The sequence below is a fragment of the Candidatus Cloacimonas acidaminovorans str. Evry genome, assembly GCF_000146065.2.
Classification (GTDB): Bacteria; Cloacimonadota; Cloacimonadia; order Cloacimonadales; family Cloacimonadaceae; genus Cloacimonas; species Cloacimonas acidaminivorans.
Genome location: NC_020449.1, coordinates 1504549 through 1521447 on the forward strand (window position 1 = coordinate 1504549; position 16899 = coordinate 1521447).

Genomic DNA, 16899 nt, shown 5'->3' on the forward strand with positions numbered 1-16899 from the left:
CCATCATTTAAGGGAAAGAGGTTTTTTCCAGTTCTCTTGGATAAATATTTTATCAAAATCAGGAATTGATATCTGTTCATCTTTCCAGTAATGTATGCAGGAAATCAATTCTATGTTTTGTTCCAGATATTTAATTAGGGGTTTTATGTCTAATTCATAATCTTCCGGATTTCGGATAAGACGAAGATTTTGTACAATATTAGGATTTTGAGAAGAGACCTCAACCATACTACGCAAGTCCTTCAAAAACTTATCTTTGCCTTTTAACTCTAGGCGTAAATATAAACGTGGGTATTGTCCAATTTTAGTTCTTGTCCTGGCAAGAGGGATGGAATTTAGCATTGCCTCGTCAAAAAGTTTTAGGTCTTCTTCAGTCAGGTTTGTTTCTTTTGCAGCATTGGCATTTACACTTCCGGAAAAGGCAATGAGAGAATAATATAAACGGTAATCTTTCCCTATTCCTTGTCCGCCGGAAAAACTGGAAGTGATAGTTGAACTATCTACTATTTCTACAGGGTGTAAAGAATAACCCCAGTTAAATTGAACCGGACCCGTAAAGTGACCACCTCTGTCCTCTTCAGCAGTTACAGCTCCAAAAAGACGAACATCAATAAGTTTAAGATGTCCTTTATTCAAATCTTGAATTTGTTTATTGCGTTCTTTAGCATCTTTGGCTTTGTTGGAAATAAAGATTTCCTCGCCTTTGATATCTTCAAAATAATCTCTAATATAGCGTTTTAAGCGGACATCGGAAACAAGGTTTATGAAGGTATCATAATCCATACGGGGTTTGTTTTCATTGTCCATATCACCATTAGGATTGCACATTTGTGCATCGTAAAGAAACAGGATTTCTGAGTTATTGTTAATCATTTTGTTCCTCCTGATTTTTTTCAGTTTTATCTGGATGTTCTTGTTTATAAATGGCACCTAAATAATTTGAATAAGCTCTGCCACATAAAATATGGAAGACAATTTCTTCCGGGGATAGAGAAGATTTCTCTATGCCTTGCATACATTCTCTGTAATAATTTTCGGTTACAGAATCATAAAATATATCCCAAACCTTACCCATTTCATCTACCATAGCCATCAAGGACTTAACTTTTTGAACAGGGATTCCTCTCAAATTCAATCTGTTAATTAGAGTGCTTTTGATATTCTTTTTTCTCTGTTCGGATTCTATAGCAGCAATATACATTCCTAAGATGAAAAGGCCTTGAGCATAAAAGTTGTTTTCATAAATTTGGGAATGTGTGTTAAAATAAGCAGTGATTTTTTCATCCTGCAGTGCGGCAATTAAATTACGCTTTTCCATAATATGAACTCCTTCTAATTGATTAAATTTTAGTAAATGATCTAAATATACGGTCATAAGAAAGGGTGTGATGTTTAGAAAATATTTATTCTCGGTTTCTAAATTATTGTTTTTCCGATTAAAAATATCTGTAAACATACAGATAAGATCATAATATTGAAATTTTCTTTTATATATGTAGGTCCCTAACGTACTTATAATGTTTTTATTTAAAACAGTATAATCATATTGATTCAAGCCGGGATGAGATTCTTTTGAGGGTAAAATTAAATACCTGAGTCCTTCAAAAGATAATAACGCTTGGTACCCATATAAGGAACCTAATTTATAATCATGAATCAGTATGTTCAAGTGTTCAGTTTTATTTATTAATTCCCTTAGATTGATGTTTTTAATCATACCATTTATGATAAATTCTTGTGAAGTTGGGCTGGGTTTATTATAAAAAAGCAGAGTAAATTCTTTTAACTTTTTGATAAGTGTGTTAAGAGTATAAATATCATCCCTTTTTTGATCTATGGGTATTCGTCTAAGAAGATTGGTAGTCATAATAATTTTTTGAGGGTCAATTAATTCTTCACTATTATCTGCTTCAAAATTAATTTCAGGCAGAACTATTGTCTGCAAGCCAAGTAAAGTAGTTCTTAGTTTTGTGGATGCATATTGAATTCCGATTAAAACTTGTTGATTACACTTTTCGCACATTGAAAAAGCATTATGAGTTATGCTTTTGTCTACCTTATCAAAATAAAGAGGATTAGTAGTGCCGAAAAATTTTTGTTTTATGGCTATATCTTTAGGTAAAGTAGAATCCTGTCCACAGATATGACAATAACCCTGTTTTGTGTTTTCCAGATAATGTTTTTCAAAAAGATAATAATATAAGACATCAATATAGCAATCGGCATATTCACCTTGGTGTAAAAATTTACCATCAATCTTTAGAGCATAGGCCTGTCTTTCAGTAACATATTCCTTCAAAGTAGACGATAGGTATTTTTTTAAGCATTTTTGAAATTCCTTATTGTATTTAGATTGGTTATTTAGATTATTTTTTAATTCAGGTATATTCTCAGGATCAGGAAAATCTTTTTGCTGCTCTGCTTTAAGTTTATCATATCTAAGTGAGATAATTTCATTTTCAATTCTGTAAAATATCTCTTGAATCTTTTGAAGAAATTTTAAAAACTTTTCCCCGCGTGTTAAATCTGTCCAGGGAATATTTTTAAAATTATTGTTTACATATTGGTATAGCCCAAATTGTAGCAATGGTTTTAAGGAAATGTGGGAAGCATAGATAGAAGGATCATGAGGTGCATAATTAGTAAAAACCAATAGCTCATCCTTTTTTTCGGGTGATAATTCAGTTCCCTGTGTAAAATAGCATTCCTTTTTGTTAGTATCCAGGTTTAGCTCTAATAAACGTCCAATATAAGTTTCTACTTTGTCATTTACTTTTTTTGACCATTGATAATTATCTAATTCATTGCAATACTGTTTAACAATAAATAGTTTTTTGTCCTTTTCGGGAAGTGAGTTAAAATTCTCTTTTGTTAAAACTATTTTTCCTATTGCCTGATACAAAGGGATCATTTTTCCTCCTTTCTTTTTCTGACTACACCAAAGCCGCGAGCACTTTGTTTTCCGAGACCAAGGAATTCAGGGATCAGGAAATTGGTAGTGAAATCACCTGTAAAGCATTGCATTGGTTGATTGTGGAAATTTACTTCCAGGGGTTTAAACCAGCCATCTACATTTAGTTTATCCACCTCTGGAATCCAATAATCAAATGCCTTGGAAAGGGTTTTGAGGTTATTTTTCAGGATAGTTTTTAATCTTTGATTGCGCTGAAAAGTATTCATTTTATTATATTCTTGGTAGTTTTCCTGGTTTAGTGCCATCCAGGGAGAGGCAAAAAAGTAAGGATAATAGTTTTCAGTTAAGCCAAAGTCCTCTTCTTTCAAGGAGATTTCTCTTTCATTGGAAATTAGGGTTTTACCGTTAATTTCCAGTTTATCCACTTCCAGAAAGACCTTTTTGATGATATCTATACCATCATTGATAGCGAGCAGAGCAGGATGTTTTTCAATAACCCGATATTGAATTTGGGGTGCCTTATAGTTATATCCAAAGCCAGGAAGGTGATTATGAAAAATATGGTCTTCGGGAAACTGATTTACGAAGAAACCTCTCAGCTTGGGAATATCCCGTGGCTCGAGTAAAACATCAGTCCAGCTGACAATCAAATAACGGATTTTCATTGTGACTACATCCTATCCCTTTATAGAAGGGAATTACTATTTTATTTCTTTTTTCGAAAATCAACTAATTCCTTGAAAACAAAATTTTAATATCCTGTCAAGCAGAAATTGTTGTTTTAGATAAAATAATGTTGGGGATGCAAATTGGGATGACAAACACCGAAAACATAAATTTTTTTTGTAACCTTTGTTTTGGCGAAAAAGAGAAATCTTGCTGTGGATAACAATCTTATTCATTGGTAATAAAACAATTAGCCATATTTTTTGTCGTTATTGGGTTAGAATGCATAATTGCTTGTTATATAGACGATTAAGTAACGACTCCGTAACACTTCCGTAACACTTCCCTTGTCTCGTTAGGGAATCGTTACTTGGTTGTTACTTCTTTGTAAGAAGTAGCACCAAGATAAAAACAAGCCAAAGTAAGGCAGGAGTTATCTACAGCTTGATAACTTTCTCTGGGGCAGTAAATTCTATAGTGTCTATCCCAAATTATGCAGTTGAGGAAAAAAGGATTGACTATTTCCGATTTGCCAAAGAGAATATAGAATTCTTTGTGGTCGTTATGAGTCCTCATCTCTAAATTAATTAGTGACAATGTGCAAATATATACAAGCGATGACGACTCCTGAATTAATTCATTCTTCATTTTTCATTCTCTATTCAAACGAGGGGCTAACGCACCCATCGCGATTATTGTGTCGCCCTTTGGGGCTTTTGGAAAATGGGAAGATGAAAAGAAAAAAGAAGTCAGGGCTTACATTTAACGAGGGGCTTACGCCACCATCGCTATCGTTGTATCGCCCTACGGGCTTTTTTGCAAATATTGTTTTTTAAAATCCCATAAATCTTTTTTATCCTGTTCATCCTAGACCTATTATTAGTTCAAAGTTCAAAGTTCAAAGTGTTGGAGTTAGAAGTTTTTTTGGTGTCTTCGGTGATCTCGGTGGCTAATAAAAAATCCCATAAATCTTTTTTATCCTGTTCATCCCAGACCTATTATTAGTTCAAAGTACAAAGTTCAAAGTGCTGGAGTTAGAAGTTTTTTTGGTGTCTTCGGTGATCTCGGTGTTCTCCGTGTTTTCAGTGTTTTCGGTGTAAAAAAATTGCGGAGGAACAGCGTCCCCCGGCTACACATTTAATGCAAATTGAGGAGAAATTGGTAAAATTCCTTGCGGAATTTATTTTCTATATTTTGGGCAAGAACTCTAATTCCTCTGGAGGTTGCTTCCTCAATAGTAGAACCGCCTTGTTCCGTTTTATCCACGAAGGAAAAGAGGTTTTTTTCACCGTAATTGAAAGAAATATTCAGACGCAGGGGTTGGAAAAATTGTTGTCCCAGGGATTTATGCGGCTCGGGATTCACTGTAGCGACAATTTGATATTCAGGGTTATCGTTTTCCAACAAGCCAATTTGATTAATTACATTTTTAAGCGAGGCATCCAAAAGGCCTGAAGAATCGCCAAAAACTCTGATTTGCAGGGGAATTTCCCGAGCCGCATAATTCCTGAGTTCTAAAAGTTCCTGTAAGCTGTGAAAAGGTTTTAACAAAATGCCTGAATCACTTGCCAGGGCGTTATAATAAGTATAAGCATTTTGTGTTTGTTGCAATTTATCAATAGCGCTTAAAATTTTAGCAAAGCGGATAAGGGGATCATCATTGGGAGCAAGGCAATTTTCAATAAACTCCTCGCAGTCGTCAATTTCATTGCGGTAAATGGTCTGCACGGCAATTTTATCCATTACCGCCAAGGCATAGAAAGTTTTGGTTTTAGGGTCTTGCCAGGTTTCTTTTATCTGAGTATATTTCAAAGTTCCTTCTGCGATTGCTTTTACGGAAGAAGAGGTCTCGCTGCTTGTTTGATAATTGGAAGAAGAACTTTTTTCGCTTTCCATACTTTTCGTAACTGCAATAACGCGTGTTTCAAAAAAGCCGGCAATATTTTTCAATGCTTCATTTTGTGCACTATTCAGTTCTTTTGCCATTCCCACTCCACAAAGATATTGCTTGGAAGGATATTGGGAATAAGGATTAGAAATCCATTCCGGTTTTTTCTTTCCGGCATAGAGACAGGAACCGATAAGCAAGAATAAAAGGATTGTATAAATAATTTTTTTAGGCATTACTTAATCTAACCTGTAAGCAATTTAAGCGGAATGAAGAACTTGAACCATTCATCTAACTCAAATTTGTTGTTGCGCCTATAAACAAAACAGACAATTCACTGAAACAGGGAATCGGTAACATCTTTCGGAATTTCAATATTTTGGGTTTTGGCAATGGTAATAAACTCACTAATAGTCCTCATCTGATTTGAAAGCAAAACAGGAAGACCAATTACTACATTCGTAGCATAAGGAATATCTTTAACATACATAACTGCGTCTATTCCTTTAGCATTTTTGGCTTCATTTACGAACTTTTTGGAACTTTCCAGAATGGTTTTTTCCCGCACAATAGAGCTGGCAAGATAAATAAAGCCACTTAAAAAATAGACCTTTTGCGATTCGCTCAATTGGGCTTTATCCGTTTTCAGGTCTTCCAGTTTGGCTATCAAGGTTTCAGATATTTCGGCATCACTGCCTTCCAGGTTTGCGGACATCAGAGATTTTCCTTCCGCTTCTATTTTTACAAATTCCTGACGCATCCCCAAAGAAACAGCTACCATTTCTTCCGCTATTTTGGATTCCGCCTTAGCCAGTTTATAGTTATAATTAATAACTTTAAAGTTTGATGTTTTGGGCATCAAAAGAGCGCTGGCAAATGCTTCCAGTGAAAGCAAAGGCAGTTTGTTATAATATTCCGGATTATCCAATTGAGAATCATCCAAAAACAATTTTACTTCCGGATCCGCTTTTTTCTTTTTTGCTTCCAGTCCCACACAGCTTACCAGAAGCAAAAAAATACAGATGAGGACAATCAATCGCTGAATAGTTCCCATTAAATTTCTTATTTTAGCTTCCAAGTTTTACACGAAGCTGATCTACCAAATCCTGTGAAGCATTGGTTGCCGCTTCAATTAAAGCATTCGTTTTAGCTACGGTAGGATTTGAGCCCAAACCGCTGAATTGATAAGGTCCTGCACTGCAAATTTTAACAGCGAATTTTTTTCGCAGGTCTAAAATATAGCCGTTTACTTTTACATAGACCTTACTGCCTCCTGTTACCGGATCAATTTCTTCCCGTCCAACATCCAACATAGCAACAGCCAAAAAATCCAAACCGGCTTCGCGAGCAATATCTGTTGCTTCTTTTTGTGTGGAAGAGGAAATTTCGTTTAGAGCAGCAAAATCGTAGGCAAATTTTTCCGGCAAAATACCCACTTCATAAGTAGGAACAACTTCAAAATTGGCTTTATTAAAGACCTCCGTTACCTTGGTATCAATTTCCCCAGGGTTATAAATGCGGTAGGTAATCCCTTCGCTTTTATTGGTAACGGATTCGGAATACATTATGGATTTATTGGTGGAGCCCTTTTTACTTAAGCTTATATCCGCTTGACTGCTTGTGCTTATTTTATCGCTATCATAAATATCGGAGGAGGTTTCTCCGCTGGTTGCAACAGAACTGGAAGCAGCAACATCGGATTTGGCAGAAAGGTCTTTTTTAACAGTTTTTCCCTCACTTTCCACTGCAGCAACTTCTCTGGCTACATACACAAAGCTTAAATAAGTAGGTTTGGTCATTTCCATAATGCCTTTCATCCGTTCATTGATTAAAAGGTCTAATTGAACATCGTCAATAGTAATCTCCATCAATTGTTCCCAGATGCCATTTTTGTATTCACCATCGTTCAGATAATTAACTTCCAGAATGTAGTTATCTATGTTTTTCTCAATTTCCGGCAACAATTCATTGATGAGTTCTCTTCTACGACTGTCCTTTTCGGAAGCGTATTTCTTAATAGCCAGAATTTTAGCATTATAAGTAGCGGTTTTAATTTCTTCCGGTTTCGGCTTTTTCTTTTTGGTTTCAACCGTGCCTTTCACCTTAACTTTAACTGCCGCATCCAGATAAGCAAAGGAAAAGAGCAAAGTAATGCCGAGTAAAATGATAGTTAGTAGTTTGCGCATTTTTTTAATATCCCCTTCATTAGTTTTTTATCTTCTTTCAGCGTAGCGGGTATTTTATCCGATAGCGTTAAAAGAAGAATTTCGTTGTAGTTATAAAACTCGTTGCCGATTTTTTGACCGACAACGGTTTGTTTCGGAGCTCCGTTTTGAATAATTTGTTTCCAGTATTCAGTATTAAATTCTGCATCGTAAATACGCATTTCCAGTTCTACACCATAAAGATCAACCCTTTCCACCGCTGTCTCTTTGTATAGCTTTTTCACAAAGCGCAAGACATTTACATCTATATCATAACTGGAAGGCGGAATAGTAAAATTCTGAATACTGGCATCAGAAAAGGAAAGTGACATTTTGTAGGATAAATTACTACGAGAATAAGGCAGAACAGTTAAATTCATTTTGAAAGCCAATGCTTCAGTTAAATGCTGAGCTACAATACTGGAGTATGTTTCCAGGTTTTGTTCCGTTCCATAAGAGCCCAGATAAGGCAATGCTTCTTCCTGGAAATTGACATTGGCAACTTTAATGGTTAACGAACCGGAGGAACGAATATAAATGTTTTTACGGTTGCTTTCCAGTTTTTTCAGGATAAATTCGGAATAGAGCTTTTTCAGGGTTTGAACTATGGTTTGCTGGTCCGGTTCTCCATTGTAAAGGTCTATGTAGGTGACATTTATAGGGTAGGACTGCAAAACGGTCAGCTCTGCAAAATCCATAATGAAAACAGTGCAGCCAAGATTGTAAATTGCCTTGGTTTGTTTTTCATAATATTCAAAGGCAACCTCTTCCCTATTCAAAGCCATTGCCAGAGAAAGAGTTGCCTGTGTTTTATGTTCTATATCCAAAGTAAAATTTCCCAGTTCGGGATTGGCGGAAAAATAATCGTAGAATAGTTTATCCAAATAGGACTGAGGAGAATCACTCTCCTGCAAAATTATTTGGGTGTAAGGATAGTTTTTGCTTATATCGGCATAAGAACCACTAAAACAAAAACCTGCATATTTAACCGTTTGGAAAGCGCATAAAAGCCCTATTCCCAAAGTTAATGCTAATGTTAAAATTATGTGTTTAGGCATATTAAAATTACCTCTCTCCCGTTCTGGAGAATAACATATTGGGCATTTATTCTTTTATGTTTCAATACCTATTTCTGTCAAGAACTTTGATTGCGGGAAAAATAAGTTAGGAAGCTATAAAGTTATGCGGATATTATAAATTTATTTAACCCGTCATTAGTCCTCACTGCCAAATAAACTTGGAACAAAGGTAAAAGCTATTGAGACAGTTACAACCCCTAACTTAATTCGGTATTTTCGGTGTGAAATTAAATTCTTTTTCTCTTTGTTAATAGAGTTTAGGGCAAAAGATTCCTCATAGCATGGCTTTTGCTTTCCTAATTAGTGCAAATAATTTGCATTATAAATTACAATTTGGGATGCATATTGTTTGCGTAATTCAGCCAAATGCCTGAGCAACTTGTATTCTCTCTCAATTTGTTGTAAGCGGGCATAAAGCGAATCCTTAATATCTTCAAAAGGGATGTATTCCTTTTCGCTTTGCCCTGTTTTCATTAAAATGTGATAACCGTAAGGAGACAGGAAAGGTTGGCTGATTTCACCCACTGTAAGAGAAAAAGCAACTTCTTCAATTTCGGGAATCATTTTGCCCCGGGGAAACCAACCCAAATCGCCACAAACATTGTTACTTGGGCAATCGGAATACTTTTGGCAAAAATAGGTAAAGTCATCAGCATTATGAATTTCCCGACGAATTTGTTCCGCTTTGGCTTTTGCTTCTTCATTATCATTACGAATAAGAATATGAGAGCAACGCACCTGTTCCGGTTTCAGGAAAAATTCCTTTTGTTCATCATAAAACTCTTTAATTTTGGCATTGGTGATGGGGATATTTTGCGGGAAGATAGAATTGATGTATTTGTTAATCATCAACCGCTGTTTCAAAAGCTTTTCCATCTCCTGGGGTGTGAGTTGTTCTAAAGAAGTGCTCCAGAGTTTTAAAGGGTCTTCTTCATCCAGAAGTTCCCATATAGCATTTTCGTATTCGGTATCGCTAATTTTAATGCCGCTTTCCATTGCTTTATAAAGCAAAAGGCATCTATCAATCAAGCGTTTAAGAGCACCTTCCAGACATTTTTCGCGTTCTGCCAAACTTACTTTAGCACATTCGCGTTCCAGTTCTTGCTCGCTTATTTCAAATTCAAACACTTTGGCTATTATTTGCATTTACCACCTCAGTTTTGATCATCCTTTATCCTTGAGATTACAGTTGATAATTTAATCAAAGAAGAGGCAGTTGTCAAATCAAAAAAAAACAGGAAGGTTGATATCCTCATCAACCTACTTTTTGTGTAGTCAGAGCTTGCTGAAGCTCCGCTTTTTTCTTTAATGAGAACGACGGGGATATCGTTTTTCCGGAATATTAAAAAGTAGTAATTCCAGACGGAGAAATAACTAAATCAAAATTGCCTTTCCGATACCAGGTAACCTGTCTTTTGGCATAATTGCGTTGATGCTGAGCAGCCAACAGAATACATTCCTCCAAACCTGCCTCTTTTTTGAAGTATGGCAGAAATTCTTTATAACCGAGACAATTGAGACCTGGTGAATTTTCATCGTAACCTAAGGCAAAAAGGTTTTCAATTTCAGCCAGCAAACCTTGAGCAAGCATTTTTTCTATGCGCTGATTGATGCGCTGGTAAAGTTCCGGACGGGGAATATCAATTAAAATACGAAAAGCATTATATTTACAGCTGCTCTTTTGTTTTTGCCAATGTTCGGAAAGGGGAATTCCCGTCCCAATTGCAACTTCCAATCCTCTCAAGATTCTTTGGGTATCATTTTCGCTTATTTTCTCCGCAAAACGAGGGTCTAAACTTTTCAATTCTGCATATAAAGCTGCAAGTCCTTCTTCTTTAAGGCGTTGTTTCAAATTTTGTCTGATTTCCTGAGGCAGGGGAGGAAGTGAAAAAAGCCCTTTTAAGAGAGCTTTTATATATAAGCCCGTGCCCCCGCAAATAATAGGAATTTTACCCTCGGAATGCAGTTTTTCAATTATCAGAGAGGCATCTTTAACAAAAGCCCCGGCATTATATGTCTCATCGGGATTTATAATATCAATTAAATGATGTTTAACTCTTTTTTGTTCTTCTTTGGTTACTTTGGCAGTTCCGATATCCAGATAGCAGTAAACCTGACGGGAATCGGCAGAAATAATTTCTGTGTTTAATGCTTCTGCCAAAACAATAGCCAATGCGGATTTTCCGGAAGCCGTTGCTCCTTCAATAGTGATAACGGGAATCATAAAGTGCGTTTGAACTTTTTCTCAAAGTCGGTTACCGGAATTTTTAGCATCAGAGGTCTGCCATGAGGACAGAAATAGGGTGTTTGACAGGCAAAAAGCTGATTGATTAAATTCAGCATTTCTTTGCGGGTAAGTTTATGATTGGCTTTTATAGCGGATTTACAGGCAATTGACTTTGCCAGGCACTCTCTGAAATCAGTAGTAATTTCCATTTCCTGTTCCAGTTGCTTTAAAATTTCAATAAAGACCTGACCGCTGGCAAAATCAGTCAATTCAGCTGGAATTTCTTCTATTACCAGTGAGTTTCCACTAAATTGTTTAAGGGTGAAACCCACTTTTTCCAAAAGTTCCATATTTTCTTCCACCAGGTCTTTAATCTCGGTAGAAATATAGGGTGGGATGTCAATAACTAAGGGAATAATAAGTTTTTGACGCACAGCAGGAGCTCCTTCACTGCGTTGAATCAATTTCTCATAAATTATTCTTTCGTGAGCTGCATGCTGGTCAATAATCACCAAGCCATCTTCCACCTGGATAAAAATATAGGTATTGTGAAACTGCCAGGGATTGATATAGTCCTCTTCATTTTTCAGCAGGATATCGTATTTCAGTTGATCATTGGGCTGGTCAGGAAAAATCTCCTGCTCTGCGTTTTCTTCTTGAGCAGGGTTAAAAATGGGCATATCTTTTGGGGAAGTAGAACTTTGCTCACTACGAAAAAGGTCATCCTGAAAGAGATTTCCGAATTCCTTTTTGTAGGCGGAAAAACGCGGAACTTCTATATTTTTAACAAAGATATCGCGTTCCAGGGAAGTTACTTTTTCTCCTTTTCCTCCCCCTTGAAATTTACTGCGTGCACTGGCGAACTTTTGGTCTTCATAATTGCGGAGTGCTTTGGTAAGCGTTTCCAAAACCAAAGAATGCACCAGATTATTTTCCCGAAAACGAACTTCCAGTTTGGCAGGATGAACATTCACATCAATTTGTTCCGGGGGAATTTCCAAAAAAAGAATATAGGGAGGTGTAGTTCCTTTTTGCCAGGCGCGGGTTTTTAAGATAAAGGGTTCATAGGCGGCTTTAATGCTGTGACGCACTGTCTTATCAAAAATATAGCGTCCGTTGATAAAAGTGTATTGTGCATCAATCAGTTTATCTGCTCTATCTTCCAAGCCAAAGATATAACCGCTTACGGAATAATCGTTATATTTTCCTTCTACGGGAATAACATCATCTGCAAAAAAACCACTACCAAAGACCTCTTCAATACGCTGTTTTCTTTCTGGACAGGCAATGTAATTCAGCTTTTCCTTATCGTCTATCACCAACCGAAAACTGATTTGAGGATAAACCAATGCTTGATAATGAATATATTTAATAATGTGCCTGGCTTCCACTGGTGCCGTTTTTAAAAATTTCCTTCTTGCCGGAAGGTCTTTGAATAATCCGCGCACAGTTACAGCAGTTCCGATGTTGGCAGAGGTCTTAGTTACATTATTTAATTTGCCGTTAGCATATTCTACAATCGTAGCCATTTCTTCCTCAGCAGTTCTGGTAACCAAATGTAATTTGGAAACAGAGGCAATTGAGGGTAATGCTTCACCTCTAAAACCCAGGGAACCGATATGGGTAATATCTTCCACCGTCTTTATTTTGCTGGTAGAATGGCGTTCAAAAGCCAGCATTGCATCATCAGCATTCATTCCGCAGCCGTTATCTATAACCCTGATCAAATCTTTACCGCCGTTTTCTATAGCTACAATTATACTATCAGCACCGGCATCAATAGCATTTTCTACCAGTTCTTTAACCACTGAAGCAGGGCGTTCAATTACTTCTCCTGCAGCAATTTTATTACGGACATCTTCTGCCAAAATATGGATATTAGGCACTTGAAAACCTCAATAACGGAAGATACTGCCGTCCGTAAATTCTCTGATAATAGAATTATAGGGCACCAGGGAATCGGCAATATCTTTACAATTGGCAATTAAACCGGAAAGACGCTTGGCTTCCATATAGGCAGAAGAGGAAGGAGAAACGCCTAAAAGCAATTTCCAGGCATGTTTACGAATTACTCCAATCTCGTAAGTTAAACTGCTATTGAACATATAATCCGCATTTTCCTGATAGGGAAAAATGTTTTTATCTTCACCTTCGCGCACATCCTGCCAGCGCATTATTGTTTCTTCCGCGCTATAACCTCTATAACGATGGTCGCGAATAATTCTGCGGAGCAATCTGCAATCGGTTGTAGAAATACGGTTATGATTATCTATATTCAATTGATTAAGAGCGCTAACATAAATTTTCACTTTCCTGCTGGCAGCAATGGAAGAAGTTAATGTTTCATTCAAACCGTGAATACCTTCCATAATAATTATGCTGTTAGGGGCAAGTTTTACGAAATTATTGCTGTGACGACGCAGGCCTCTGGTAAAATCATAGCGGGGCAATTCAATCTGTTCGCCTTCCAGCAATTGGTTCATTTGCATATTCAAATATTCCAGGTCCATAGCATAAATGGACTCAAAATCGTATTCACCATCGGGTTTGCGAGGAGTTTTATCCCGGGGCAAAAAGTAATCATCCATTCCAATAACTACCGGTTTGGCTTTACATGCCTGAAGCTGAACTCCCAATCTTTTGGCAAAAGTGGTTTTGCCGGAAGAGGAAGGACCCGCTATCAAAATCAGTTTCACATCCTGTTTGGTAACTATATCGGCAGCAATTTCGGCTATTTTTTTCTCGTGCAATGCTTCTTCCACCTGAATAAATTCCGAAATTTCGTAATTATCAATCAATTTATTGATATCTATAATGTTATGGACGCGTAAAATATCCAGCCATTTATCGTGTTCCTGATGCTGGGCAAAGAGTTTATACGGAAGTTCAAAGGGTTTTATTTCCATCTTTTCATCCCGGCTGGGAAAGCGTAAAATAAAGCCAGGAGAGCGATAAACAATATCAAAGGTCTTTACTTTTCCTGTTCTTTCCACCAAAGGATGAACGAAACAATCGTAATATTTTCCGCAACGATAAATTTCCACATTTTCCTGATAGTGATATTTCAAATTTTTAAGCACATCATTGCGACCCATAGCACTAAAGATATCCAATGCTTCTTCGGTTTTAACCATAATTTTTTCAATCGGCAAATCGCTATCCACAATATTCTGCATTGCTGTTTTGAGGCGACTGCAATCCGCTTCCGTAAAATTTTGCGTGTTGAAAACCTCACAGAAAACACCGTCGGCAATGGAATGTTCAACTACCAGAGAGTGCGCTGTTCCCATCAAAGTATGCAATGCTTTAGCCATAATAAAAATAACGCTATCCTGATAAATTCTATAGCCCTCGGGATGAAGATAGGTAATAAAATCTATCAATGTTTCCCTGTCTGGGATGTAATCTTCATTGACATATTCCCGATGATTAATTTTAATGGCTAATATACTGGATTGATCTATATTCGTTCTTTTCATTATATCTGCCAGTGAACAGGGTCTATCCAGTTTCAGCAAAGTGTGTTTGATTCCGTTTATGCGAATGTCTAAAATCATCTTTTGTTTCCTGTTGTTCCCTCAAATAATGGGGATGTATAATGTTATTTTTTCATAAACCAAAGATTTAATGATGAAGATTTAGTCAAGAATTTAGGAGAGACAGAAAATGCTAAAGAATACTAAAAAACAGCATCTGCAAAGAGAAATAGGACGCTTGGTAGGAATCGTCTTTGCTTCCTTTTTTTTCGCTATGGGTTATTCCTGGTTTTTATTACCCTATAATATGGCTCCTGGAGGGGTAGGAGGTATATCACAGATTTTATATTACTTTTTGGGAATTCCCAATGGTGTTTCTATGATTATTTTGAATATTCCATTGTTTATCATTAGTTTTATCTTTATCGGCAAATCCTTCGGTAGCAAAAGCTTGTATGGTATGTTTGTAAGTTCAATTATGACCGACCTTTTAAGTTTTCCTGCTTTACATAAAATGGGAATTATTTCCGATTTAAAGCCCTATACACATATTCTTAACGGTCATAAAATCTACGCTATGCTTGCTCCGGAAGATATACTTTTAAGTGCAATTGCCGGTAGTGTATTATTGGGATTGGGTTTAGGACTGATTTTTCGTTTTCGTGGTTCCACAGGAGGAACAGATATTCCTGTAGCACTCATTAAACAAAAAGCAAATCTTTCTATTGGAACGGGATACTTTATTGTGGAAACAGGAATTATCCTGCTGGTAGCTATTACCTTTAAAGCACCTAAACTTCTTATCTGGGGTTATGTAAATCTATTTATTACAACTAAAATAACCGATTTAGCAAGTGAAGGTTTACCTTATATTAAAGGTGCTTATATCATTTCCGATGCCGTGGAGGAAATTCGCCTGCAAATATTTACTAAACTGGAACGCGGAGTTACCTATCTCAATGGAGTTAGCGGTTTTCATCAGAGAGATATAAAAATACTTTTCGTGGTGTTGAACCGTCGTCAAGTGCCTTTGCTTACAGATATAGTAAAAGACGCTGATCCTGATGCTTTTATGATTATTATGGATGTGTATGATGTTCTGGGATATGGCTTTAAGTCACGCAGTTTAAATTTGAGTGAGTGATCCCTAATGGCATTACTTACCCATTGCTTACCCATTGCTAATGCCATCAGTAATGGGTAAGCAATGGGTAAGCAATGCTACTTGGCAAAAGAAAATGAAGAATGAAGATAAAAATAAAAAAAGGGAAAAATATATTGTTGTTTTAAGTATAAATTGTAAAATATAAATCTGTGTTATCAGTGTTATCTGTGTTATCTGTGAGAGTTAATCCATATTATCTGGAAGAGTTAATCCGTAAAATCCGTTTAATCTATATATGCTATTTGGAAATACGAATCCCCACGGGTCTATGATCTGAAATTGTAGAAGAATAGGTATTCCAGCTCAGCATCCAGTTCTCTGCCAAAATTGTTCTACAATAACTTCCTGCATTTTCAAAATCCTCAAAAAGTTCATTGGTAATCAAAATATGGTCTATATGGCTGAGTGAACTTGGATAAGAAACATTGGAATAGGTTGGAGAAAGAGCAATCGGCATATCGGCAAAGTAATATTCCTCTGGTTTATTCAGAAAACTAAGGAAAACATTATAGTCCTCCGGTTCGGCAATCTGATCGTTCAAATCACCCAAAACAATCACTTTTTTATCCGATAGAGAGGTAGAAATATAGTTATCCAGTTTCTGACAGGCAAGACGACGACGCATTTCTTCGTCCCAGCTGTCACTTTCGTCAATATAATTATCTCCGTATGCCTTAAAGTGATTGTTTATAATAAAATAGTTACTGTTATTCCAGGTTATATCCAAAATGTATGGTGGACGCGGAAAAGGATTGCTGTCATTCTCAAAAATAGTGTATTGATTATTAAGGGTAACTGACCTTGTATCATACAAATAGGCAAGACGATAAGTATCCGTGGCAGAATAAACACATGCAGCATAATAGGGAATATCTTCCGCCAAATCCATAAAGGCATTATAATCCATAATTTCCTGAAATGCTATAACTTCCGCATTCAAAGCGGAAATCATTTCTTTAAGAGTAGTTAAATCCGTCCCTTCCGGAAAGTTTCTTAAATTCCAGGTAATTACATCCAGCGTGTTTGAAGTTCCGAAATTGATTGCGGTAGGATCATTAGCATCAGGATTCAGAACTGTGTTTTTCCCGCAGGAGACCAACGCCAACAACGCTATTATTACAATTATTACAGTTTTTCCGTTTTTCATTTATTATTCCTTAAACTTCCAAATATCGGGGTTTTCAAGCCCAACTTCGGAAGGAGTATATAATAATGCAATTCTTTTACCAATTTCCGTAAAATATTTGAGAGCAAAAATTATTACCGAGGTTGGAAGGGTT

Annotated in this window: 14 protein-coding genes; 1 reads left to right on the forward strand and 13 read right to left on the reverse strand. The window is 36.5% G+C overall.

The genetic code is table 11. From position 1 onward, the window contains the following. Positions 1 to 3: 3 nt before the first annotated feature. From cas7b to CLOAM_RS06165, 12 genes are all read right to left on the reverse strand, one after another. Entirely contained in the window at positions 4 to 873 is an 870-nt protein-coding gene (gene cas7b / locus CLOAM_RS06115; RefSeq protein WP_044279012.1) for a type I-B CRISPR-associated protein Cas7/Csh2, read from the reverse strand. Continuing rightward, on the reverse strand, positions 866 to 2911 hold the full coding sequence (locus tag CLOAM_RS06120; protein ID WP_015425008.1) for a TM1802 family CRISPR-associated protein: 2046 nt from the start codon (positions 2909 to 2911) through the stop codon (positions 866 to 868). Before CLOAM_RS06120 ends, cas7b begins: the two co-directional genes overlap by 8 nt. Further along, a complete protein-coding gene (locus CLOAM_RS06125; RefSeq protein ID WP_015425009.1) occupies positions 2908 to 3579 on the reverse strand; it encodes a CRISPR-associated endonuclease Cas6 in 672 nt (223 codons plus the stop codon). The genes CLOAM_RS06120 and CLOAM_RS06125 overlap by 4 nt, the downstream gene beginning before the upstream one ends. A gap of 367 nt (positions 3580 to 3946) precedes the next feature. Continuing rightward, on the reverse strand, positions 3947 to 4228 hold the full coding sequence (locus CLOAM_RS09710; protein ID WP_157860014.1) for a hypothetical protein: 282 nt from the start codon (positions 4226 to 4228) through the stop codon (positions 3947 to 3949). Between the two features lie 489 nt (positions 4229 to 4717). Beyond that, the gene (locus CLOAM_RS06130) at positions 4718 to 5704 is read right to left on the reverse strand and encodes an LPP20 family lipoprotein (RefSeq protein WP_015425010.1); all 987 of its coding nucleotides are present in this window, start codon (positions 5702 to 5704) and stop codon (positions 4718 to 4720) included. 98 nt (positions 5705 to 5802) lie between these two features. After that, on the reverse strand, positions 5803 to 6522 hold the full coding sequence (locus CLOAM_RS06135) for a hypothetical protein (RefSeq protein ID WP_232502661.1): 720 nt from the start codon (positions 6520 to 6522) through the stop codon (positions 5803 to 5805). Positions 6523 to 6535: 13 nt separating this feature from the next. Beyond that, the gene (locus CLOAM_RS06140; RefSeq protein ID WP_015425012.1) at positions 6536 to 7654 is read right to left on the reverse strand and encodes a hypothetical protein; all 1119 of its coding nucleotides are present in this window, start codon (positions 7652 to 7654) and stop codon (positions 6536 to 6538) included. Next, positions 7639 to 8730 carry a hypothetical protein gene (locus tag CLOAM_RS06145; protein WP_015425013.1) on the reverse strand — a complete coding sequence of 364 codons (1092 nt, stop codon included), beginning with the start codon at positions 8728 to 8730 and terminating at the stop codon, positions 7639 to 7641. Before CLOAM_RS06145 ends, CLOAM_RS06140 begins: the two co-directional genes overlap by 16 nt. A gap of 321 nt (positions 8731 to 9051) precedes the next feature. After that, positions 9052 to 9897 carry a peptidylprolyl isomerase gene (locus CLOAM_RS06150; protein ID WP_015425014.1) on the reverse strand — a complete coding sequence of 282 codons (846 nt, stop codon included), beginning with the start codon at positions 9895 to 9897 and terminating at the stop codon, positions 9052 to 9054. A 196-nt stretch (positions 9898 to 10093) separates the two neighbouring features. Continuing rightward, on the reverse strand, positions 10094 to 10975 hold the full coding sequence (miaA, locus tag CLOAM_RS06155; protein WP_015425015.1) for a tRNA (adenosine(37)-N6)-dimethylallyltransferase MiaA: 882 nt from the start codon (positions 10973 to 10975) through the stop codon (positions 10094 to 10096). Then, complete coding sequence (mutL, locus tag CLOAM_RS06160) at positions 10972 to 12864, reverse strand: DNA mismatch repair endonuclease MutL (RefSeq protein ID WP_015425016.1); 1893 nt, start codon at positions 12862 to 12864, stop codon at positions 10972 to 10974. Before mutL ends, miaA begins: the two co-directional genes overlap by 4 nt. A 9-nt stretch (positions 12865 to 12873) precedes the next feature. Next, a complete protein-coding gene (locus CLOAM_RS06165; RefSeq protein ID WP_015425017.1) occupies positions 12874 to 14535 on the reverse strand; it encodes a nucleoside kinase in 1662 nt (553 codons plus the stop codon). Positions 14536 to 14644: 109 nt separating this feature from the next. Between CLOAM_RS06165 and CLOAM_RS06170 the strand changes: the two genes are divergently transcribed. Further along, positions 14645 to 15598: a YitT family protein gene (locus tag CLOAM_RS06170; protein WP_015425018.1), complete on the forward strand. Its 954-nt coding sequence runs from the start codon at positions 14645 to 14647 to the stop codon at positions 15596 to 15598. Between the two features lie 259 nt (positions 15599 to 15857). On the opposite strand, the gene CLOAM_RS06175 is transcribed toward CLOAM_RS06170, so the two are convergent. Further along, positions 15858 to 16766 (reverse strand): endonuclease/exonuclease/phosphatase family protein, encoded by a 909-nt coding sequence (locus CLOAM_RS06175; protein ID WP_015425020.1) that lies wholly within the window; start codon positions 16764 to 16766, stop codon positions 15858 to 15860. Between the last annotated feature and the right edge of the window lie 133 nt (positions 16767 to 16899).